This window comes from Myxococcus xanthus, from assembly GCF_006402735.1.
In the GTDB taxonomy this organism is placed as follows: Bacteria; Myxococcota; Myxococcia; order Myxococcales; family Myxococcaceae; genus Myxococcus; species Myxococcus xanthus_A.
In genome coordinates, this window is the sequence record NZ_CP017174.1 from 2,614,528 (window position 1) to 2,635,934 (window position 21,407).

Here is a 21,407-nt window from a genome sequence, read left to right on the forward strand (position 1 = left end):
TTCGTGGAGACGGGGCCTGCCGTGGGGCTCTGCCCTGGAGAAGCAGTGGGGTGGCGGGCCGCCTTTGCTAGCGTGAGGCGCCCCCACCGCGAGTCTTGCCGATGAAACGCATTCTCTTGTCGTTGTTGGTTGTCGTCGTTGCCCTCGCGGGGGTTCTCCTCACGAAGGCTTTTCGCTTCACCTCGCGGCAGGTCCAGCCGGAGGCGCCCGCGGAGTTCACCGTGGACGCCGATGCCGCCGCGGCCCGGCTGGGTGGTGCGCTGCGGCTCAAGACGCTGGCGGCGGCGGAGGGGCAGCCCGCGGAGGATGCAGCCTTCGCCGCGCTCCACGACTACATGCGGGAGCAATACCCCCGGCTCCACCAGGTGCTGAAGCGCGAGCCCGTGGGGGCGCACTCGGTGCTGTACACCTGGACGGGGACGGACGCGTCGCTGCGCCCGGCGCTGCTGCTGGGGCACCTGGACGTGGTGCCCGTTGCGCCCGGCACGGAGGCGTCCTGGACTCACCCGCCCTACAGCGGGCTGGTGGCGGACGGCTATGTCTGGGGCCGGGGCGCGCTGGACGACAAGGGGAGCGTGTTCGGCATCCTGGAGTCGGTGGAGGCCCTGCTCGCGGCGGGCTTCCAGCCCAAGCGCACGGTGCTGCTCGCATTCGGTGGGGATGAAGAGGTGGGTGGGCGCGAGGGCGCGGAGGCGATGGCGAAGCTGCTCCGCGAGCGGGGCGTGACGCTGGAATCCGTACTGGACGAGGGCGGGATGATTGTGTCCGGCACCGTGCCCGGCGTGGCCTCACCGGTGGCCCTGGTCGGCGTGTCGGAGAAGGGCTTCGCCAGCGCGGAGTTGGTGGCGGATGGCGAAGGCGGCCATTCGTCCATGCCGCCGCCCCAGACGGCCGTGGGCGTGCTGAGCCGCGCCATCTCCCGGTTGGAGGATGCGCCCATGCCCGCGAAGCTGCGCGGTGGCAGCCGGGCCCTGTTCGAGTTCGCGGGGCCGGAGATGGGCTTCGGGATGCGCACGCTCTTCGCCAACCTGTGGCTGTTCGAGCCGCTGGTGCTGCGCCAGCTCACCGCGAAGGCCACCACCAACGCGGCGGTGCGCACCACCACCGCGGCCACCATGTTCGAGGGCAGCGAGCGCGACAACGTGCTGCCAGCCCGCGCCCGCGCGGTGGTGAACTTCCGCATCCTCCCGGGAGACTCCGTGGCGGGCGTGCTGGAGCACGTGCGGCGCGTGGTGGATGACCCGCGGGTGAAGGTGAGCACCCTGGGCTTCATCAGTGAACCGTCGCCCGTGTCGCGCATGGACTCCGAGGCGTGGGCGCAGCTCCAGCGCAGCGTGCGCCAGGTGTTCCCCGACGTCGTCGTGGCCCCGTACCTCATGCTGGGCGCGACGGATTCGCGGTACTTCACCGGGCTGAGTGAGAATGTCTACCGCTTCATGCCGCTGCGCCTGGACGGCGCCGACCTGTCACGCCTCCACGGCAAGGACGAGCGCGTGTCGGTGAAGGGCTACGCGGACGCGGTGCGCTTCTATGCGCAGTACGTCCGCAACGTGGCCCAGTGACGCCGGTGGGAACGGGTTGAATGGCCCGCACGAGACGTGTGAGCCCTGTGACTCACGCCGCTTCCGGCTTTCTACGAAAGTGATGTTTCGGGCGTTGTTATCGTGAATGTAAATGTGCGCAGGAGACGGGGAGCACATGGAAAGTCCGTTCTGCCTGCACATCTGTGCGCCGTCTGCACCTCGCATCCGTCGACTTGCCGTGACGCGTTGACAGCGGTGCGAAGCACTTTCAGCATTTGTTCCCATGGTGAACCCCCATCGCAGATCTCGGCTGGCGAGCGCGTTGCTCGCATCTCTTCTCTTCACATTGGTGGCCTGTAACGGCGGGGGAGGTTCGGCGAAGCCCGATGCCGGCACCGGCCCGAACATCCCGGACGGGTCGACGCCGGATGCTGGCGACGACTGTGGTGACGGCCAGCGCCAGTCCGGCGAGGCCTGTGACGACGGCAACAGGGTGGACGGCGACGGCTGTAACGCGACGTGCACCACGGTGGAGGGCGGGTTCATCTGCGAGGTGCCGGGAGCGCCGTGCGTTCGCTTGATGAACTGCGGAGACGGCCGCGTCGAGGACGGCGAGGAGTGCGACGACCGGAACCTGGTCAGCGGTGATGGTTGCAACGGGAGCTGTCGGATCGAGAGTGGCTGGGCGTGCCCTGCCCAGGGTGGCCGCTGCCGCGCCAAGGAGTGCGGTGACAACATCATCGCCGGTGATGAGGAGTGCGAGGACGGCAACACTACTCCGGGCGACGGCTGCAGCGACGTCTGCCGGCTCGAGGACGGCTGGAAGTGCCCGCCGGGTCAGCCGTGCAGCCGCACCACCTGTGGTGACGGCATCACCGAGGGCACCGAGCAGTGCGACGACGGCAACACCGTGATGGGTGACGGCTGCTCGCCGCTGTGCACCAAGGAGCCCCGCTGCTCGGATGGCAACTGCGAGGAGACGTGCGGCGACGGGCTCATCCTCCCCAACAGCGCCGTGGAGGAGTGCGACGACGGCAACACGCGCGCCAATGACGGCTGCTCGCCGGACTGCAAGCTGGAGGATGGCTTCGCGTGTGTGCTCGTCACGCAGGAGCCGCCGGCGCAGGTGTCCATCCCCGTCGTCTACCGTGACTTCCGCGGGTATGACCTGCCGGCCACCGGCGACCTGCCGCGTGGACACATCGACTTCCAGAACAAGAATGCGGGCCGTGAGGACGGCATCCTGGAGAACCGCCTCGACGCGAACGGCCGCCCCGTCTACGCGAAGGAAGGCCAGCCGTCGAACAACACCAACGGCCGGGCCGCGTTCGACCAGTGGTACAAGGCCGTGGACAAGGTCAACAAGACCATCGTCGGCAGCTTCGTGCTCGACCGCCAGCAGAACGGCTCCTACGTGTTCGACAACGAGTACTTCTTCCCGCTCGATGACGAGCCCCTCTACAGCGGCGGCTGGGTGGCCGCGGGCTTCGAGTCGACGCGCGAGGACACCATCGGCCAGCAGCGCAACTTCCACTTCACCAGCGAGGCCCGGTACTGGTTCGCGTACAAGGGCACCGAGGTGCTGACCTTCCGCGGTGACGACGACGTGTGGGTCTTCGTCAATGGCCGGCTGGCGCTGGACCTGGGTGGCGTGCACGGCCCGGCGTCGGGCACCATCAACATGTCGAGCCAGGCGAGCTCGCTGGGCCTGCGGCTGGGTGGCATCTACGAGGTCGTCGTGCTCCAGGCTGAGCGTCACACCCACGGTTCTTCGTACCGCCTCACGCTCAACAACTTCCTCACCGCCCGCACCGAGTGCACCGCCACCTGCGGCGACGCCGTGGTGGACGAGGAGGCCGGCGAGGAGTGCGACGACGGCGTCAACGCAGGTGGCTACGGTGAGTGCGGCCGTGGCTGCCTCTGGGGCCCTCGATGCGGCGACGGCGAAACCCAGGAGGACGAGGGCGAGGAGTGCGACGACGGCAACACCGTCAGCCGCGACGGTTGCAGCTCGACGTGCCGGCTGGAGATTGGCTGAGCCCGTCGTCCTGAGGTGAAGGTCGAGGCGCCGCTCCGGAAGGTTCGTCCTTCCGGAGCGGGGCTTCCCTGAAATCGCTGAGTTCGTGCTGCCAAGGGAGCAGGCAGCCTCCGCTGGACGGGCGTCTGCTATCGTCCGCGCGCCCCATGGCCTCCCGTTCGTTCGCGCTTCCGCTGTGCCTCGCGTTGCTCGTGCTCGCCGCTCCGGCACGGGGGGCGGTCGTGCGCCCGGGGTTGCCTCCGCCCGAAGAGGTCATGGCGACGCTGCGCCAACTGGAGACGGCCCGGGCGCGCGGCCGCGCCAGTGCGATGGACAGCGAGTTGGAGGCGCAGTCACGGGCGCGGCCCGGGGATTTGATGCCGCGGATGTACCGGGCGTGGCTCACCTTTCCCTCGGACGCGTGCTGGAACGAGCTGAAGGCGCTCTCCACCCTGGACCCGGAGAATCCGTGGCCCTTCGTGGGCATGGGGCTCATCTACGTGCGCTGGGGGCTGCTGGCGGAGGCGCGGCCGCCCATCGCCGCCGCCCTGAAGCAGGCCCCTGGCTTCGCGCCGGCGCTGTGGGCGCAGGGCGTGTTGCTCCAGGCGGAGGGCAAGCCCGCGGAGGCGGAAGTCCGGCTGCGTGAGGCGCTCGCCCAGTTGGATGCGCCGCAGATTCGGACGTCCCTGGCGATGTTGCTGGCGGGGATTCCCGAGCGGGAAGCGGACGCGCGCGCGGAGCTGACTCGGACGGTGGAGGCCTGGCCCGAGCAGCCCGAGGCGCTGCGGAAGCTGGCGCAGCTGGCCCGGGCTGCCAACGACGTGCGCGCCGCGGCGACCGCGGGCGAGAAGTTGGTGGCCCTCAAGCCCCGGGACAAAGAAGCGCACCGGCTCCAGGCCGACCTGTGGCTGGCCGCCTCGGAGAAGGAGAAGGCGGCCGGGTCGCTGGAGCGCTACGCGGAGCTGGGCGGTGTGGAGCCTGCGTCCCTGGGGTTGCTGGCGCGGTTGTACCGGGAGCTGGGCCGCGCGGAAGCGGAGGACAAGGCCCTGGTCCGGCTCGTCGCCGCCGCGCCAGAAGACCCGGAGCCGCTGCTTCGCCTGGCCGAGCTGGCCGAAGCTCGCGGAGATTCCAAGGCGGCCGAAATCCACCTGGTGAAGGCTTCCGAGCGAGCGCCCGCCCGCGCCGACATCCACGTGCTGCGGGCCCGGTTGGTGTTGAAGCAGGAGCGTCACCAGGATGCCCTGGCCGCCTACCGCGCGGCGCTGGTGGCCCCCGAGCGCCAGGTCGCCGAGGCCGAGAGCGAGGCCGCCGCGCTGGTGCGTCACTTCCGGTTGCCGTCGCAGCCCGCCCGGGGGACCCAGGACCAGATCTACAACCGGGTGTCACTGGGCCTGGTCGCGCTCTACATGAACCGGCTTCAGCAGACGCCGGGCATCAAGGGCAACCTCAAGGTTCAAGTCCAGGTGGACGCGTCTGGCCGGGCCACCGGCGTGACGGTGCTCTACGACAGCCTCAACGAGGCGGTCATCACCGGCCACGCCCACTTCGCCTTCATGGACGCGCAGTACCCGCCGGGGCCCGACACGCCCGTGTTCCAGTACGTCTTCCGTCCGCCGAAGTGAGCCACGGACCCGGCCGTGCCTGTTCTGGCTCGGCCGGGCCGGTGGTCGCGGTGACTTACGGGTTGCGCTGCTCGGTGCCGCTGCCGCCGTAGCCCTGCACCTGATTGCGCATCCGCTCCCAGGTGGCGCGAGCCTGCCGCTCCTGCTGCTGCTGCGACTGGAGCTTGCGCTGGGACTCCTCCACCTTGCGCTGGGCGTCCGCCGTAGCGGAGGAGAAGTCGGCCTCGGACAGGTTCTGGGCGCGCACGTCCTGGTTCGCCTTCAGGGCCTTGTATTCGGCCTGGCTAAGCTTCGCGTCAGCCACCGCCAGCTCGTTCTCACGCAGCTCCTTCTGGGCCTCCAGCGTCTTGATGGCGTGCTCGCGGTACCTCACCTGGGCCTGGGCCGCGCTCATGCTGGAGTCCGCGCTTTTCAGCTCGGCCTGTGCCTGGGTGATGTTGCTGCTCTGTCCGGTGGCTTTGGCGGCCTTCAGCGCTTCGTTATGCGCTTCCCGGCGGGCTTTGGCCGCGTCCTCGTTGCGCTTGGCCACCTCCAGCTCCCGGCGCGCATCATTGAGGGCCACGTCGGAGCGGGTCACCTCCTCCTGGGCCATGCGCAGCTGTGTCTGGGCCTCGCGGACGTCGCCCAGCTGGTCCTCCGGTACCCGGGCCAGCCACGACTCGTCCACCTTCGCTGAGCGCGTCGAGCTGCAGCCAACGCTTGCCACCGACAGGGCCGCTCCCATCATCACGCCCGCAAAGACCCGACGCCTTCTCGATTGAAACATGCTCCGTCTCCTCTCCGTGTGCGCGTGTTGCCTGCAAAGACGGTAGTCACGCGCCGCTGGGGAGGCAGACGGCAGGGAGGCGTGTCGTGGCGCTGCCCCGGCGGGGATGGGCGCGAGCGCCTGCCAGCACGCTCGCTCCACCCGGCGGGGACGGTCAGCGCTTCTCCAGGACGACGGCGTAGAACTCGATGCCCACGCCCTCACGGTCCTCGTCGGTGATGTGCTCGGGGGGCAGCCCGAGGAACTCGCGCACGGGCAGCACGCCGGTGACATCCCGGGCCCAGGGGCCACACAGGTCCAGGTACTCGGGCAGGGAGTAGAGCTGGAAGGACTCGCCCATCTGCCGGAACATGCCGACGAATTGCTCCCACTTCGGGGTGCTGAGGTCCGGTGACTTCGTCTCGAAGGTGGTGAACAGCTTCGAGCCCGGGGCTGCCCAGTCGTACAGGTCGCGGAAGAACTGGCGGTTCTCCTCGGCGGACAGGAACACGGTGATGCCATTGGCGCCGAAAGCGACGCGGCGCTCTTCCCCCAGGAAGGCATGCACGTCCGGCCGCCGCAGGAAGGCGCCCGCCTGGCGGATGTCGCATTCCATGTAGCGGACGCGAGGCGTGTCCCCCAGCAGATGGTGGGCGGTGGTGATGGTGAGCGGATTGACGTCGCTGTAGAGCACGCGGGCGTCTGGCAGCACGGCGTGGACGTGGTCGCCGGTGGGCAGCCCCGACGCGAAGTCCACCCAGTGCTGGAAGCCGTCGGCCGCCAGGCGCTGCGCGGCGGTGCGCAGGCAGGCGCGCAGCATGCGCACCCACTTCCGGGTGGAGGGCACCAGCGAGAACATGTACTCCGCCGCCTGCCGGTCGGCTTCGAAGTGATGCGTGCCCCCCAGCGTGTAGTCGTAGATGCGGGCGGCGTTGGGGACGTTCGGATTGACGCCCGGGATTCGGGCGAGCGCTTCGGTATCCATGCGGTCAGGGCCTCCAGTGTATCGACGTGGTCTGCGGCATTCCTTCGGGGCCGGTGCGGATGAGGCCCACCAGCAGGAAGGCGCCGTCCTCCAGGGCGGCGACGTGGTGGTCCGAGAGGGGCGCCGCCAGGCGCGGCCCGGGAGTCCATGCACCCGTCTGGGGCGCCCAGAGGTCGACGGCGGCGGACGCCGCGGCATCGGTCTGCCCGAGCCCGCCGAAGGCCGCCGCCCGCCCATCCGGCAGCGCGGCCAGCTTGAAGCTGGAGCGGGGGTGGGCCAGCGCGCCGGTGGGCGTCCACTGTTCGCTCGCCGGGTCCCACACCTCCGCGGAGCCGAGCAGCTCGCCCTTCCTCCATCCGCCCATGACGAGGATGCGCCCGTCCGACAGCGTCACGCCCTGGTGGTCGTCTCGGGATTCGGTGAGGGGGTGGCTCGTCTTCCATTCGCGCGTGTCGCGCTGCCAGACCTCCGTGCACTGGTCGAGCGGCGGGGCGAAGTGGACGCCGTCGACCACGGCGAAGCCGATGCCGTTGTCCCTTCCGCCCGCGATGATGACGCGCTCGCCGCTCACGCACACCGGACCGGGGTGGAACAGGCGCACCGTCTGGCCCGCGAGCTCCCACGCGTCCGCGCCGGGACGGAGCAGCTCCGCCCGCGTTCCCCGTTCCATGTCCTCATCGAAGTCGGAGCCCAGGACGAGCACCGCGCCATCCGGCAGGGCCACCGCGACGGGCCTGGCTCTCGCCGCGAGCAGGGGCGGGCCGTCCCGGAAGCGGCGCGTGTCGGGCTCCCATACCAGCGTGCTCGCCAGCTCCAACTCGGTGGTGTTCCTCCCGCCGATGATGAGCACCCGCCCGTCGGGCAGCGCCACCGCGGCATGGCCCTGGCGCGGTTGGGGCATGGGGGCAAGCACCTCCCAGGCATCGGTCGCCGCGTCCCACCGCATCGCGCTCGTCACCGTCCTGGGGGTGCTGCCGCCCCCTTGGGCATGCCATTCCTGCCCGCCGACAACGAGCGCGCCGCCGGCGACGCCCGTGAGGGTGAAGCTGTCGAGCCAGAGGCCCTGGTAGGGGAGGCGCTGGAGGTCGGGGCGTGCGGACATGGCGCCATCGTATGCGCCGGGCGCGATTTCCCGCACCTCGGGTGATTCCCGCCAGCACGGATGGGCGCACCGGACGGGGATGGTACAGTCGCCGCCACCGCATGGCTCTTCTCCCCGCGTCTCGTCTGGATGTGCTTCGCGCTGCCCTCCTCGTGTTGGTGACGAGCTGCGCCACCCTGGTGCTGGAGCTGGCCGCCGCCAGGTTGCTGGCGCCCTTCATCGGGGCCTCGCTCCACACGTGGACGAGCATCATCGGCGTGGTGCTCGCGGGCATCAGCCTGGGCAGCTACGCCGGAGGCCGGCTGTCGGAGCGGGGCGCGTCGTTCCGGTGGCTGGCTGGCCTCACCGCGCTGGGGGCGGTGCTCGCGCTCCTGCCGCTGGGGTGGGTGGCCGTGCTGGGGGATGGCGCCGCGCTGCGCCCCATCCCCGTGCTGCCGCGCACCTTCCTGCTCACCTTCCTGGGCTTCTTCCCCGTCAGCTTCGTGCTGGCCATGGTGACGCCGCTGGCGCTCCGGCTGCTGCTGCCGGACCTGGGGCGCGCGGGGCGCATCGTGGGCCTGCTGTACGCGCTGGGCACGCTAGGGAGCCTCGCCGGCAACTTCCTCACGGGCTTCGTGCTGGTGGCGTGGTTCCCCGTGCCCACCATCGTCCTCACCGTGTCGGGCGCGCTGCTGCTGTGCGCGCTGCTGGCGCTGCCCAAGGCCTCCGTGTCCGCGCCCCCCGTCGAACCGGTGGCCCCCGCGCCCGCCGGCGCCGTGGCGGCAGCGGACGCCGCGCCGTCCTCGACCGGCGTGGACCTTCGCGCCCGGCCCGTGCTGGCGTGCTTCCTGGTGGCCAGCGCGAGCTTCTGCACGCTCGCCATCGAACTGGCGGCCAGCCGCATCCTGGCGCCCACCGTGGGCGTCTCCCTGCTGAGCTGGACCGGCATCATCGGCGTGGTGCTGACGGGCATGGCGCTGGGCAACTTCGTGGGCGGCCACCTGGCGGACCGGTGGCCCCGGCAGGAGGTGCTCGCCGGCTCCATGCTGCTGGCGGCGGCCAGCTGCCTGCTGATTCCTCCCATCCACCAGTGGCTGGTGCTGAAGGGCCACTTCGACGGCCTGGGCCTGCAGGCGCGCATCGTCGCGTACACGGCGGCGGTGTTCCTGCTGCCGGTGACGGCCCTGGGCACGCTCTCCCCCCAGGTGCTCCGGCTGGCGCTGGCTGACGTGGAGCGGGCGGGGCGCACCGTGGGCCGGCTGTACGCGTGGAGCACCGCGGGCGCGCTGCTGGGCTCGTTCCTCACCGGCTGGTGGCTCATCGCGAAGGTGGGCGTCTACCCGCTGGTGATGGGGGCCAGTCTGGGCCTGGTGGCGCTGGCGGCCTTCGTGGGGCAGGTGTGGCGGCGGCCCCGCTTCGTCGGCGCCACCGCGGGCACGCTCGCGCTGGCGGGGACGTTCGGCGCGCTGGGCCTGTTCGCGTCTCCGTGCACGGAGGAGACGGACTACTTCTGCATCAAGGTCAACCAGGTGGAGCATGACGGCCGGCGGCTGCTGGCCATGCAGCTGGACCACCTGACGCACACCATGGTGGACCTGGAGGACCCGTCGTACCTGGGCTACCCGCACGGGTACATCCACTCGGAGGTGGTGCGCCACGTGGCCGCGCGCACCGCGGAGCCCCGGGTGCTGGTGATTGGCGGCGGCGGCTACGTGGTGCCGCGCTGGGTGGAGACCTACGTCCCGCAGGTCCGGATGGAGGTGGTGGAGATAGACCCGGCCGTGACGCGCATCGCGCTGGAGCGCTTCGGCGTGAAGCCGGACACGCGCATCACCTCGTTCAGCCTGGACGGGCGGCAGTTCCTCCAGGAGATGGCGGAGCGCGGCGCGTACGACTTGATTGTCCAGGACGCGGTGAACGACTTGTCGGTGCCCTACCACCTGATGACGCGCGAGTACGACATGCTGGTGCGCTCGCTGCTCAAGCCGGACGGACTCTACCTGCTGACCGTCATCGACGAGATTCCCCGGGGCTCCTTCCTGCGCTCGGCCCTTCGGACGATGCAGGACGTCTTCCCCCACGTGGAGCTGCTCCACGATGCACGCAGTGGCTCCAAGGGGCAGGGCGTCTACATCGTCGCGGGCTCGGCACAGCCCATGGAGCTGGAGCGCCTGCCGGAGCTGCTTCGCGGCCTGGGCATCGAACAGCCGCGCACGGGCCGGGTGCCTCGCGCGGAGATTGACGCCTATCTGGCCGCGGGCCCCGCGTTGCTGCTCACGGATGACTTCGCTCCCGTGGACAACCTGCTCGCGGAGCTCTTCCTCCTCCGCGAGCAGGTGGCGCCGTAGCTCAGCGCTTCACGGCTTCGATGATGCACGTGCCGGCCTGGGTGGGGCGGATGCCCACCAGCTCCCAGGAGGTCCGGGCCAGCAGCGCCTGGAATTCGTTGGCCGTGCGCTCCCGTCCGTCCACCAGCACCATCATGTTGAGGTCCAGCAGGGGCACGGGGGAGGGTGTCTGGTTGTCGGGCATCACCAGCTCCAGCACGAAGAGCCGGGCTCCCGCGGGCGCCGCGGCATGGAGGTTCCGCAGGATGGCGGTGGCGGACTCCTCGTCCCAGTCGTGGAGGATGTGCTTGAGCAGGTAGGCCTCGGCGGAGGGGAGGCCCGGCTCGAAGAAGCTGCCGCCCACCAGCTCCACCCGTCCCTGGAGGCCCTGGGCCTCCAGCGGGGCCTTCGCGCCTTCGAGCACGTGCGGCAGGTCGAAAAGAATGCCCCGGCAGGAGGGGTTGGCGCGCAGCACCTGCGCCAGCAGCGCTCCCTGGCTGCCGCCAATGTCCGCCACATGGGCGAAGGGGGAGAAGTCGACCTGTTGCGTCAGCTCGTGGGCCACCAGGGCCGACAGGTTGCCCATGGCCCGGGCGAAATGCTCCGCTTCTTCCGGGTGACGCGCGAAGTGCTCCCAGATGTCGGTCCCCAGGGCGGCGCGCACGGTGGACTTCCCGGTGCGAACGGCCTCGATGAGCTGCCCCCACGGCAGCCAGTGGGCGCGGTCACTCTGCGCGATGGCCACGTCCCGCAGCGAGCCGGGGATGTCCGAGCGGAGCCCTTCGCCCATGGGCGTCAGGGCAAAGGTCCGCTCACCGACCTCCTGGAAGATGCCCGCGGGGATGCCGCCTCGCAGCAGCCGGTACAGGCCGTCCGCGCTGATGCCGAGCTCGTCCGCCAGCGCGTCACTGCTCCGCGGGCCCTTGGAGAGCAGGTCCGCGATTCCCAGACGGGCCGCCGCGCCGATGACCTGGGTGAGCCAATAGCCGCCGATGCGCTCATAGAGTAGCTGCGTGGGAAACGGAGTCCCGCCGGGCGTCTTGTCCATGCTTGGAGTCTAACAGCGCTCAAAGCCTGTCATCATCATGGACATAGGTAATAAGCAGTAATTCGAGACTCCCCGGCGGCGCCACGACAGGGCGCGGCGCCAGGGAGCCCACCGCGCCGGCCTACTTGCCCTTGCTGTAGTCGCGGCTGGCGATGACGCCCTGGACCTCGGCCAGCGCGCGGGCGCCGGACGCGGACTCGAGCGCCTTCTCGGCGATGGCCTGGACCTGGCGCTTGGCCTCGGCCAACTCGGTCTGGAGCATCTGGAGCGACTGGGCCTGCTTGGTGGCGGTCTCCTTGAGCGAGGAAATCTCCATGGCGGCGACGCGCTGCGCCGTCTCCGCGTCCTTGGTGGCGAGCGTGAGCTTCAGCTCCCACTCGGACTTCACCCGGTTGCCAGTGATGGCCGCGGCGGTGTCCGTCTCCTTCTTGAGCACCAGCGGGAAGTCCGCCACCTGCTTGCGCAGGTCCTCCAGCTCCTTCTCACGCAGCTTCAGGGCGTCCTCGCGGGTGGCCCAGTCCTTCTCCAGCTTCTCCTTGCGGTCGCGCTCGGTGGCGGCCTGCTGGCGCAGCGATTCGGCGAAGGCGTCCTGCTCCTTCTTGCGCTGGAGCTGGGTGTCATAGGTGTACTCCTCCTCGGTGCGCTTGCGAGCCACCTCGGTGGCCTGCCGCTCGGCGGACTGGTCCGCGGCGGCCTTCGCGCGGGTGTCCTCGATGTCCTTCTGGAGCCGCTCCATCTCCGCCTCGAGCTCGGCCTTCTTCTTGTCGTACTCGGCCACGAGCACGTCGATGGCGCTGGCGGCCACGTCCTTGCCGTGCAGCCCGTTCAGCTCCTCCGTCTTGAGCTGGATGGCCTCGTCGAGCTGCTTCAGCTCCTCCACCAGCGAGATGACCTGCTCGTTGATGCCGGCCAGCGTCTTGTTGATGGTGAGGCCCGCCTCGGTGACTTTCTTCACGGCGGATTCGGCGGTGAGGTTGGACACGTCCGCGAGGACGTTCTTCGCGTGGGCTTCCTGCGCGTCCTGCTCCTTGGTGGAGACGATGGGCTTGTTGCGCGCCTTGCGAGCGAGCTCCTCGAAGGCGGCCTTGGTGGCCTCGGTGGAGCGGTTGCGGGCGACGACGTTGCGCTTGGACGTCTTGCGAGTAGCCATGTGACTCTCCAGGTAGGGCACGGCCAGGGCAGGCCGTGAGGGACGTGAGGGTTTCGTGGAATCGCTGGCCCCCTTTTCGGGCGACCATGGGAGAAAGATACCTGGGGGGTCTGACACGGTTGGCCGGGTTTCAGGCGGCCTGGCGGGGTGTTTGGAGCCCCCAGAAGCGCCTCTGGGCGGCCTGGGTGGCGACGCTTGGGGAACAGCGCCCTTGTCCTCGGGGCCGGGGCCCGGCTAACTCGCAGTCCCCGAAACGGCTCAAGGGAGAGCGTCAATGCAGGTCGTCAGTGTGAAGAAGGCCCTCGCGGGAGGGGTGGAGGAGGGGACGAAGGTGGAGGTCCGCGGCTGGGTGCGCACGCGCCGCGACTCCAAGGCGGGCATCAGCTTCGTCAACGTCAGCGACGGGTCGACGTTCGACCCCATCCAGGTCGTCGCTCCGAATTCGCTGCCCAACTACGAGAAGGAAATCCTGCACCTCACTGCGGGCTGCTCGGTCATCAGCCGAGGCACGCTGGTGAAGTCCCAGGGCAAGGGGCAGTCCTACGAAGTCCAGGCGGATGACGTCCAGGTGCTGGGCTTCGTGGATGACCCGGACACGTACCCCATCCAGCCCAAGCAGCACACGCTGGAGTTCCTCCGCGACGTGGCCCACCTGCGCGTGCGCACCAACACGTTCAGCGCGATTACGCGCGTGCGTCACCGCGCGGCCATGGCCGTCCACCGCTTCTTCGACGAGGAGGGCTTCTTCTGGGTGAACACGCCCATCATCACCGCGAGCGACGCGGAGGGCGCCGGGCAGATGTTCCGCGTCTCCACGCTGGACGCGGTGAATCCGCCGCGCACGCCGGACGGGAAGATTGACTGGCACAAGGACTTCTTCGGCAAGGAGGCGTACTTGACGGTCTCCGGCCAGCTCAACGTGGAGGCCTACGCCCTGGCCATGTCCAAGGTGTACACGTTCGGCCCCACGTTCCGGGCGGAGAACTCCAACACCACGCGGCACCTGGCCGAGTTCTGGATGATCGAGCCGGAGATTGCCTTCGCGGACCTCAACGACGACGCGAACCTGGCCGAGCGCTTCCTCAAGTATGTCTTCAAGGCCGTGCTCGCCGACTGTGCGCCGGACCTGAAGTTCTTCGAGGAGCGGGTTCAGAAGGGCGTCACCGAGCGCATGGAGAAGTTCATCAACTCCAGCTTCGAGCGCATCGACTACACCGAGGCCGTCGAAATCCTGAAGAAGGCCAAGAAGAAGTTCGAGTACGCGCCCGAGTGGGGCAAGGACCTCCAGACGGAGCACGAGCGCTACCTCACCGAGGAGCACGTGGGGCGGCCGGTGGTGGTGATGAACTACCCGGAGGCCATCAAGTCCTTCTACATGCGCGCCAACGACGACGGGAAGACGGTCGCCGCCATGGATGTGCTCGCCCCCGGCATTGGCGAAATCATCGGAGGCAGCCAGCGCGAGGAGCGCCTGGACGTGCTGGACCAGCGCATCCAGAAGTTCGGCCTGAAGCCGGAGGGATACCAGTGGTACCGCGACCTGCGGCGCTACGGCACCGTGCCGCACGCGGGCTTCGGGCTCGGCTTCGAGCGGCTCATCGTCTACATGTGCGGTTTGCAGAACATCCGGGACGCGATTCCCTACCCGCGCGTGCCGGGCTCCGCGGCGTTCTAAATCGCCGTCCGAGTGTCCCCTCCTTGATGGAGGGGACACCCACCCGTTCAGGGCAGCTGGCTCTCCAGCGCGCCCCAGCGGGTCCGAATCCACTGGCGCACGTACTCGACTTCCTCCTCGTAGGAGTTGAAGTCCTGGCGCGTGTGCCAGTGGGGGAAGTTGCCGTGGCCGCCCCACGGGTCATTCGGGTCGCCGAAGTTGCGGTGCTTCTCACCCCACTTCGCCCAGTCTCGCCGCGCGGAAGGCGCCGTCTCCTGGACGTAGCCGTCGATGAGGGCCCGCATGACCTCCACGTTCAGCGTGTCGCGCAGCAGCGCCCGGTAGCGCTCGCGCATGGGCCCGGCGATGGTGGGGTCGGCCAGCATGCGCTGGAAGAGCAGGTTGTCCTCGCGGAACGTGGGGCGCGCCGTGGGGGAGGTCCGGGTGGTGTCGTAGGACTGCCCGAAGCTCGCGTCCAAGTCCCAGGGGATGAAGCGCCAGGGGCCGCCGGTGGCCGGGTCGTAGGCGTGGTAGGCATTCTTCGCCTGCGAGTCCACGCCCAGGATGAGCGTGTTGAAGATCCACCAGTCCTCGTAGTCCCGCGCATTCATCCGCTGCGGGAAGCCGGCGCGGAAGGCGTCCGCGTCCGAGTCCGCGATGAAGGCGGTGAGCGCTTCCAGGGGCGCGAAGGCGCCAGGCTCGCCTTCCTCGGGAGCGCCCTCCGACTTCTCGAAGCCTTCGTGGAGGCTGCTCTTGGGCGTGCCGTCCTTGCGCAGGCGCGAGAAGTTGGCGCGGTTGTCCACGGCCTTGAAGGCGTCCGCGTCCTTGTCGATGCCGTGCGCGGCCATCAGGCGCTTGTTGACGTGGTCCGCCACCGTGTAGAGGCCGACGTATTTGTTGTTGGCGTAGAGCACCGCGCTGTAGGTGCGCAGGTGGATGTGGCCCGGGCTCATCCGGCTCCACACGTCGAAGGCGAGCCGCGAGCGCATGTAGGAGTTGTCATTGAACGTGGTGATGAGCACCACGCGCTTGCGGTCCTCGAAGCCGTTTCCGAAGACAGGCTCGGTGAAGAGGTCCTCGTCCGGGAACTTCAGCGTGAGGCTGCGCTTGGGGAACACGCTGGAGGTGGCGCCCCGGTACTTCGCCTCCAGGTCGAAGCGCTGGCTCCGGTAGACGAGTTGCACCGGCCGGTAGCCGCCCGCCGTCAAGCCGCCCTCGTAGGAGAGGTGGAACACCGGCAGGCCGAACTCCTCCGTGTAGGCCGCCGGGTCGACGATGGGGACGTTGCCGGGCGCGGACTCGTTCTCCGCCACGCCGACCTTGAGCGTGCCCGTCTCGCCGGTGCGCTCTTCCCGGAGCGTGAGGTGCCACACGGCGGCCTGGTCCTTGCCGGGCGTCCAGCTCAAGGTGCCCGTGGCCACATCGAAGCGGGCGCCGGGTGGCAGGTTGTCCACGACGAAGCGCGTGTCCGGCGCTGCGTGGCCGGTGGTGCACGTCACGGTGGCGGAGACGGGCTCGCCCTCGAGCACCCAGCGTGGCTCGCCCGCGGTGGGGGCGCAGAGGTTGGACTGCGGCGGTGGGCCGCCATCGGGCTCGCCGCCGTCCGGAGTGCCTGGGCCGGTTCCCGAGTCGGGTGTCGTCCCTCCGTCCGTGCCATCGGGAGGCAGGCCCGCGTCGGGACGCGTCCCGTTGTCAGGGGCCTCGCTGGAGGGGGCCGGAACGCCACGGCTTCCGGTGTTGCCACCGCATGCCACCAGCAGCCCCGCGACTCCGGCCAGAAACATCCTTGGAAAGCGTTCCCCTCCCACCTGGTCCCTCCCCCTCGAACAACGCCACGTCACGGTTCGCAGGATTAACCATTCCGTGACGTGCCTGGCACCCCCCGTGGTGTCGGCTGTTGTCGGCTCGTGGACGCCGCCGGAGGGAGGGCGCCCAGTGAGGCAATGACGGGGCATGCGGTGTCGGGTGGGCAACCTCCCTGCGCCAGCAGCTTCTGGATGGCGCGCTTCATCCGCTGGAGGTCCTTCACGCGCGCGTCGATGGCCTGGAGCTTCGCCGCTGCGAAGGTCTCCACCTCGGAGGGCGAGGGGATGCGCCCGTCCGACATCGCGAGGAAGGCGGCGACCTCCCGCAGCGTGAAGCCCAGCTCCTGCGAGCGCCGGATGAAGCGCACGCGCGTCACGTCCCCGGGGGTGTACTCGCGGTAGCCGCTCTGCGTCCGGCGGGGTGGGGGCAGCAGCTTGCGCCGCTCGTAGAACCGGAGCGTGGGAATGCCCACGCCCGCGGCCCGTGCCAGCTCGCTGATGCGGAGGGGGGCGGCGTCAGGCCGTCTGGGAGCGGGGCGCGTGGGCATGGTGGTTCCTCCACCACTGGAGGATGGCACCCCCCTGGACGAAGAACCACGTCAGTTCCAGCGCGAGCATGACCGCGAGGATGCCCGTCTGACCCGATGCGAACGCCACGCCCATCCACAGCGAGAAGCCGGCGCGGCCCAGGGTGTCCGCGGCGCCCAGGGCGGGCTCCGGCTTCCACAGGCGCAGCAGGGACCACACGGTGACGATGGTGCCCATCAGGCTGACGAAGAAGAGGTGCATGGGGCCGAACTCCGGCGGAGAGGCGCCGGGCAGGCCAAGGGCGACATGGAGGTGGTGCAGCTTCTCCAGGAGCCAGCCCGCTGTCCACGGCGTGGCGAACGGGGCGGTGACGACGAGGTCGTAGAGGGCGCTGGCCTGGATGATGCGAGTGGGTTCGTTCCGGTTCATGCGCGGAACGTTACGGTCTGCACCAAGGTGCAGGGTCAAGCGCCCTTGTCTAGCAGGGCGCTATCCAGCCTTGAGGCGCACGGAATCAGAGGCGTGCTTCGCAAGCGCCTCGGCGATCTGGTCCGACTTCCACAGCGGGTCCAGGCAGGGGCAGAAGTAGCCGGGGCCCGCCTTCTCGCGCACGGCCCAGGCGAAGAATTCGCGGGCGGTGTCGTGGAGCTCCTCGGGGAGGAAGAGGGCGGCGACGTCGTACTCGGTGAAGCGGAGCAGGCCCGGCACGCGCCACTCGCGCTCCCAGTCGAAGCGGTAGCTGTAGGGCGCGTTGTGGTGGTCGCCCTGGATGTCCACGAAGGGCGTCATGGACCAGATGGGCTCTTGCTGGGGCGAAGTCGCCGCGAGCGCGCGCTCCACCTGATGCTTCAGGGCGAGGTGCGCGGGGGAGGCGTACTGGACGTACCAGACGGGGCCGCCGCCCTGGGAGAGGATGTAGCTCTTGCTGAAGCCAATGCCATACAGGCTGCGGCGCTGGACGAGCCGGGCGAGCTGGTCCAGGGGAATCTCGCTGAAGCACACGGAGCGGTGGCGCTCGGCGACGGCGGGCTCCCGGCGGGCGATGCCGAAGCCCTCGGCGCCGGGGATGAGCGTCCGGGCGCCGAGGATGCTCATCATGTTCTGGTAGGCGTCAAGATAGGGCGGTCCCGGCTTCGTGAAGTGAACCACGAAGTCAGACATGTCTCGCCACTGTGGATTCGTCTGGTAGCCGAGCATCATCCCTACTCCGCAGGCAATGTCCCGGACAGCGCGGGTGGATGCAACTCGAACGACGCGTGGCTCGCCGTGCCTGCCTGTCTGGCATTCGGGGGGACGGCGCCGTGTCCTCGCCTACCTCGCCCTGCGGTCAGGCAGGTGCTGGAGCGCTTGAAACTGCCCGTGGACGTGACGCCTCTTGCACCGGCACGAGGGCCGCCGCAGCCAGGCTTCTGGCCGTAAGGGCCTCACCCCTCAGCCTTCGGCGCCGCGCTCTCCCGCCCCACGCTCGGCAGCGGTGTGTCCATTCACGTGCCGCAGGGGCCCCGCCCTCTCTGGACGGACCACGCGAAGGGGCGCTCTTGTCCGTCCGCTCGCGTCCGCCCTTCGGTGAGCCCGTTCTCCCGCGCCAGATGGTGCGCCGCACGTGCAGCTTGCCGCGCTGAAAGTCCACGTCGCGCCACTGGAGCCCGAACAGCTCGCCCTGCTGCAGCCCCGTCTTGAGGGGCACCAGCAGCAGCCGGGCGCTCAGGACTCGCCTGAACATCTGGCGGCTGCCGCGCCTTGGCATGCTCCATGCCGGCCACGCTGACCCGTTGCGGGGAACGGACCGGCCTGATGGACCTGCCCGCCGGCGCGGCCGCTCGCAACCGTGTCGGCCTTGTCTGTTCATTCGCGGCCGGGCGGCGCGCCGGCGTCGTCGCCGTGGCCGAACGACGCATCTGGGCTGCGCCGAACATCCCCCGGCCGTTGTGCCGCTCGGCGGGAAGGCGCTGGCGGCGGGCCGGCATGGCGCGGGAAGTGCGCGACCTGGGCCGGGCGCGCATTTCCCGCTGATTTTTTTCACAGTGCCTGCGAGAGTGAAAAGTGCGCCATTTCAGGTTGTCGAATTTTTGGATTTTGCGGCCATGGCCCACCTGCGGGCGGCGTCAAAGGCGCGGCTCGCGACGCGCCCGGCGAACCCATGGCCTTACCTTGCCACAATGCTTGACGCGCGATGGAATGGATGAGGTCGAACATGTCTGGAAAGTCGGTGCTGGCAGCGTCGCTTGTCGCCTTGGCCTGCGCGCCGGCGACCGCGCAGACGGGGCAGTGGTCGCAGCCGACGAAGACCGAGCAATGGTCGCAACCGCCGCAACAGCAGCCGCAGGCCCAGCAGCGCCCGCAGGCGCAATCGCCCGCCCCGGCGCCGTCCGCGCCGGGCGAGGGTGGGCCCGGCCAGTCCCAGCCGGGCCTCTGGTCCAGCCCCACCACCACCCAGCAGGTCGATCCCCGGGCGATGGACAATCCGGAGGTCGTCCAGTCGCAGGGCAAGGTCCCGGCCGGCATGGTGGGGCGCTGGAATCTGTGGGTGCCGGGCGGCATCTGGTACAGCGCCGACGGCAGCCGCATCTATCGCAACTATACGCAAGGCGCCGCCATGAACAGCCTGACCATCCGCGCCAACGGCACCTACAGCTGGGGCGGGACGACGGGCCGGCTGACGGAGATCCGCCCCTGGTTTGCGCAACCCGGCGAGCGCTATTTCGCCGTCCAGCTCGATGCCAACCTCAAATACATGGCGCGCCACGATGCGGGGAAGGGCAAGATCGACCTGTTATTCTGGGGGGTGGGCGGCCACGCGGCGACCGGCACGCGCTGAGGCGTGCGGCGGCGCCTCAGCGGCCTCCGCGCCCGACCTGCGATGCCGCGGCCGCTGCGGGGGCGCGCCATCGCCTGCGTTCGCGGCTCGGCTGCGGCGCCCATGCCGGCCCCGTCGCATCATCCCCCGAGCACGGCGTCAGCAGCGCCGCAGGACTCTCGTAACGCGTGGCCCGAAGAACGGGGGCAGATCACTCCCTCAATCTGGGCGTGCACCCGTCTCCTGAAGCGCGGGGATGGCAGTGATTTCTGAGTATGCTCTCGTGCTTTCCACCGCAGTGAGCACAGGGAGGTCTGGCGCATGAAGCTGCACAACGTGTTGCTTGGAGTCGTGGCCGCGGGGCTGATGATGGGGTGCGGCGGCGCCGCTCCCGAGGACATGCCCGAGACGGAGGCGCAGGAGTCGGCGCTGTCGACGTGCGGCTACGTCCAGGGGCCGGAGTCCTATGTCTCGTCGGAGGAGGCCTGTGAGATGGCGCTCCACTTCGCGCCGCAGTTCTGTTCGGGGCTCGGCGGGGTGCGGTCCATCACCAACCGCTGCCTCATCACGGACGGGCCGCCGTATCTGGGCTCCTACCGCGTCTGCTGCAACCAGTAATCCTCAGGGCCGCGAGGCCGTGACCCAGACGCCGGGCCTGGGGCGCAGGGTGATGGCGGGCGTGGGGTGGATGACCTGACCCGGCGTCAGGTTGAGCCGGACGCGTTGGAACAGGGTGGCCAGCACCAACACCAGCTCCATCAGCGCGAATTGGTTGCCAATGCACTGGCGCGGCCCTCCGCCGAACGGGAACCAGGCGAAGCGTGGACGCGCCTGCTCCTGTTCGGGGAGGAAGCGGTCCGGGTCGAAGCCTTCTGGATTGTCCCAGATGCGCGGGTGCCGGTGCGTCACCCAGGGCGCGAGCATCAGATGGGCGCCTTCGGGAATCCGGAATCCGCACACGAGGTCCTCCTCGGTGGCGATCCGGGAGAGGGTCCATGCCGGCGGATAGAGCCGCATGGATTCGTCCACCACTCGGCGGGTGAGTTCCAGCCGGGGCAGGTCCTCGTGCGTGGGGTTGCGGCCTCCCAGTTCACGTGCCAGCTCTGACTCCATGTCCCTGCGCACGCCCGGGTGCTGGGACAACAGCATGATGGTCCATGCCAGCGCGCTCGCCGTCGTTTCATGGCCGGCGATCAGCACGGTCAGGACCTCGTCGCGGAGCTGCGTGTCGCTCATCCGCTCGCCCGTGTCGTCGTCGTGTGCCTCCATCATCATCTGCAGCAGGTCGTGGTGCTCACTCCCCTCGCGCCGTCGCTTCGCGATGATGCCGTGCACCACGCGGTCCAGGCTGCCGACGTCGCGCTCGAATTGCCGATGGGCGGGAAGCGGTAGGCGCAAGGGAATCGGCACGGGTTGCGTGAGCCGCTTGTAGACAAACACTTGCATCCGGCTCAGCACCTTCGCGATGTCACGCGCGGCGCTGCTGACGTCGGCGCCGAACAACGTCGTGCTGGCGATACGAAGCGTCAGGCGGGTGAAGTCCTCGGCCACATTGAACGCGGCGCCCGTGTCGGCGCGGGTCTCCAGCGTGGCGGCGAGGTCCTCAGCCGCGTCCACCATGGTGCTCGCGAAGCCCGCGACGCGTTGGCGATGGAAAGCGGGTTGCGCGAGCCGGCGCTGCCGCAGCCAATGGTCACCCTCGCTGGTGAGCAGGCCGTGGCCCAGCAGTTCTCGAAGCACCATGAATCCGCGTGACTGTTTGCTGTAGTTGCGCGCATGGTCTTGAAGGACGTGGCGCACGCCATCCGGGTGCGCCACCAGGATGAGGCAGGCGGGCCCCATGGGGAGGCGCACCACGTCGCCGTATTCCCGCACCTGGGCTTGCAGGAAGTGGAGCGGGTCCTTTCTCAGGGCACGGAGATGTCCGAGCAGCGGGGCTCCTGGTGACATGGGCGGAAGGGGCGCGGCGGTCGACGCACCCGCTGGATGGATGGACATGGCCGCGAGCTTCCTTCCTGGCAACGAAGCCTCATGCTGGGCATGGGGTGTTCATCCCCGGCGGGAAGCGCATCCGGGCCCGGCTCCGGCCCGTTGGAGGGCGCACGCTGGCGGACTAACATTGGCC

The 21,407-nt window shown here is 69.5% G+C and carries 18 protein-coding genes and 1 pseudogene; 8 read left to right on the forward strand and 11 right to left on the reverse strand.

Annotated elements, in window-relative coordinates; genetic code table 11:
- The first annotated feature begins 101 nt into the window (after positions 1-101).
- The 3 genes from BHS09_RS11105 (at position 102) to BHS09_RS11115 (ending at position 5,162) form a co-directional block, all read left to right on the forward strand.
- Positions 102-1,562 carry a M20 family peptidase gene (locus tag BHS09_RS11105; protein WP_174258720.1) on the forward strand — a complete coding sequence of 487 codons (1,461 nt, stop codon included), beginning with the start codon at positions 102-104 and terminating at the stop codon, positions 1,560-1,562.
- A 244-nt stretch (positions 1,563-1,806) separates the two neighbouring features.
- A complete protein-coding gene (locus tag BHS09_RS11110; RefSeq protein ID WP_140789541.1) occupies positions 1,807-3,561 on the forward strand; it encodes a DUF4215 domain-containing protein in 1,755 nt (584 codons plus the stop codon).
- 146 nt (positions 3,562-3,707) lie between these two features.
- Positions 3,708-5,162: a tetratricopeptide repeat protein gene (locus BHS09_RS11115; protein WP_237080311.1), complete on the forward strand. Its 1,455-nt coding sequence runs from the start codon at positions 3,708-3,710 to the stop codon at positions 5,160-5,162.
- Between the two features lie 55 nt (positions 5,163-5,217).
- Here BHS09_RS11115 and BHS09_RS11120 read toward each other — a convergent pair whose 3' ends face one another.
- From BHS09_RS11120 to BHS09_RS11130, 3 genes are all read right to left on the reverse strand, one after another.
- Positions 5,218-5,868 (reverse strand): hypothetical protein, encoded by a 651-nt coding sequence (locus BHS09_RS11120; protein WP_237078226.1) that lies wholly within the window; start codon positions 5,866-5,868, stop codon positions 5,218-5,220.
- Between the two features lie 214 nt (positions 5,869-6,082).
- Entirely contained in the window at positions 6,083-6,892 is an 810-nt protein-coding gene (locus BHS09_RS11125; protein WP_140797850.1) for an SAM-dependent methyltransferase, read from the reverse strand.
- Positions 6,893-6,896: 4 nt separating this feature from the next.
- The gene (locus BHS09_RS11130; protein ID WP_140789548.1) at positions 6,897-7,994 is read right to left on the reverse strand and encodes a Kelch repeat-containing protein; all 1,098 of its coding nucleotides are present in this window, start codon (positions 7,992-7,994) and stop codon (positions 6,897-6,899) included.
- Between the two features lie 101 nt (positions 7,995-8,095).
- Here BHS09_RS11130 and BHS09_RS11135 point away from each other — a divergent pair, with 101 nt between their 5' ends.
- Positions 8,096-10,321, forward strand: coding sequence for a fused MFS/spermidine synthase (locus BHS09_RS11135; RefSeq protein ID WP_174260518.1), 2,226 nt, complete (start codon positions 8,096-8,098; stop codon positions 10,319-10,321).
- A 1-nt stretch (position 10,322) separates the two neighbouring features.
- Here the strand turns inward: BHS09_RS11135 and BHS09_RS11140 are convergent, their stop codons facing one another.
- Positions 10,323-11,348 carry a methyltransferase gene (locus BHS09_RS11140; RefSeq protein ID WP_140797851.1) on the reverse strand — a complete coding sequence of 342 codons (1,026 nt, stop codon included), beginning with the start codon at positions 11,346-11,348 and terminating at the stop codon, positions 10,323-10,325.
- 121 nt (positions 11,349-11,469) lie between these two features.
- Positions 11,470-12,498 (reverse strand): coiled-coil domain-containing protein, encoded by a 1,029-nt coding sequence (locus BHS09_RS11145; RefSeq protein ID WP_140797852.1) that lies wholly within the window; start codon positions 12,496-12,498, stop codon positions 11,470-11,472.
- Positions 12,499-12,772: 274 nt separating this feature from the next.
- Between BHS09_RS11145 and asnS the strand changes: the two genes are divergently transcribed.
- A complete protein-coding gene (asnS, locus tag BHS09_RS11150) occupies positions 12,773-14,173 on the forward strand; it encodes an asparagine--tRNA ligase (RefSeq protein ID WP_140797853.1) in 1,401 nt (466 codons plus the stop codon).
- A gap of 47 nt (positions 14,174-14,220) precedes the next feature.
- Here asnS and BHS09_RS11155 read toward each other — a convergent pair whose 3' ends face one another.
- From BHS09_RS11155 to BHS09_RS39310, 5 genes and pseudogenes are all read right to left on the reverse strand, one after another.
- On the reverse strand, positions 14,221-15,936 hold the full coding sequence (locus BHS09_RS11155; RefSeq protein WP_237080312.1) for a CotH kinase family protein: 1,716 nt from the start codon (positions 15,934-15,936) through the stop codon (positions 14,221-14,223).
- Positions 15,937-16,004: 68 nt separating this feature from the next.
- Positions 16,005-16,505: a MerR family transcriptional regulator gene (locus BHS09_RS11160; protein ID WP_237080313.1), complete on the reverse strand. Its 501-nt coding sequence runs from the start codon at positions 16,503-16,505 to the stop codon at positions 16,005-16,007.
- Complete coding sequence (locus BHS09_RS11165) at positions 16,474-16,914, reverse strand: hypothetical protein (protein WP_140789557.1); 441 nt, start codon at positions 16,912-16,914, stop codon at positions 16,474-16,476. Before BHS09_RS11165 ends, BHS09_RS11160 begins: the two co-directional genes overlap by 32 nt.
- Before the next feature lie 60 nt (positions 16,915-16,974).
- Positions 16,975-17,646 (reverse strand): abortive infection system antitoxin AbiGi family protein, encoded by a 672-nt coding sequence (locus BHS09_RS11170; protein WP_237080314.1) that lies wholly within the window; start codon positions 17,644-17,646, stop codon positions 16,975-16,977.
- A 382-nt stretch (positions 17,647-18,028) separates the two neighbouring features.
- A pseudogene (locus tag BHS09_RS39310) lies at positions 18,029-18,181 on the reverse strand (tyrosine-type recombinase/integrase); the annotation flags it as partial.
- A 56-nt stretch (positions 18,182-18,237) separates the two neighbouring features.
- Between BHS09_RS39310 and BHS09_RS11180 the strand changes: the two are divergent.
- The 3 genes from BHS09_RS11180 (at position 18,238) to BHS09_RS11190 (ending at position 19,900) form a co-directional block, all read left to right on the forward strand.
- A complete protein-coding gene (locus tag BHS09_RS11180) occupies positions 18,238-18,498 on the forward strand; it encodes a hypothetical protein (protein ID WP_140789562.1) in 261 nt (86 codons plus the stop codon).
- A gap of 181 nt (positions 18,499-18,679) precedes the next feature.
- Positions 18,680-19,303: a hypothetical protein gene (locus BHS09_RS11185; protein ID WP_237080315.1), complete on the forward strand. Its 624-nt coding sequence runs from the start codon at positions 18,680-18,682 to the stop codon at positions 19,301-19,303.
- Between the two features lie 300 nt (positions 19,304-19,603).
- A complete protein-coding gene (locus BHS09_RS11190; protein WP_140789566.1) occupies positions 19,604-19,900 on the forward strand; it encodes a hypothetical protein in 297 nt (98 codons plus the stop codon).
- A 3-nt stretch (positions 19,901-19,903) separates the two neighbouring features.
- Here BHS09_RS11190 and BHS09_RS11195 read toward each other — a convergent pair whose 3' ends face one another.
- Positions 19,904-21,280: a cytochrome P450 gene (locus BHS09_RS11195; RefSeq protein ID WP_140789568.1), complete on the reverse strand. Its 1,377-nt coding sequence runs from the start codon at positions 21,278-21,280 to the stop codon at positions 19,904-19,906.
- Positions 21,281-21,407 lie beyond the last annotated feature (127 nt).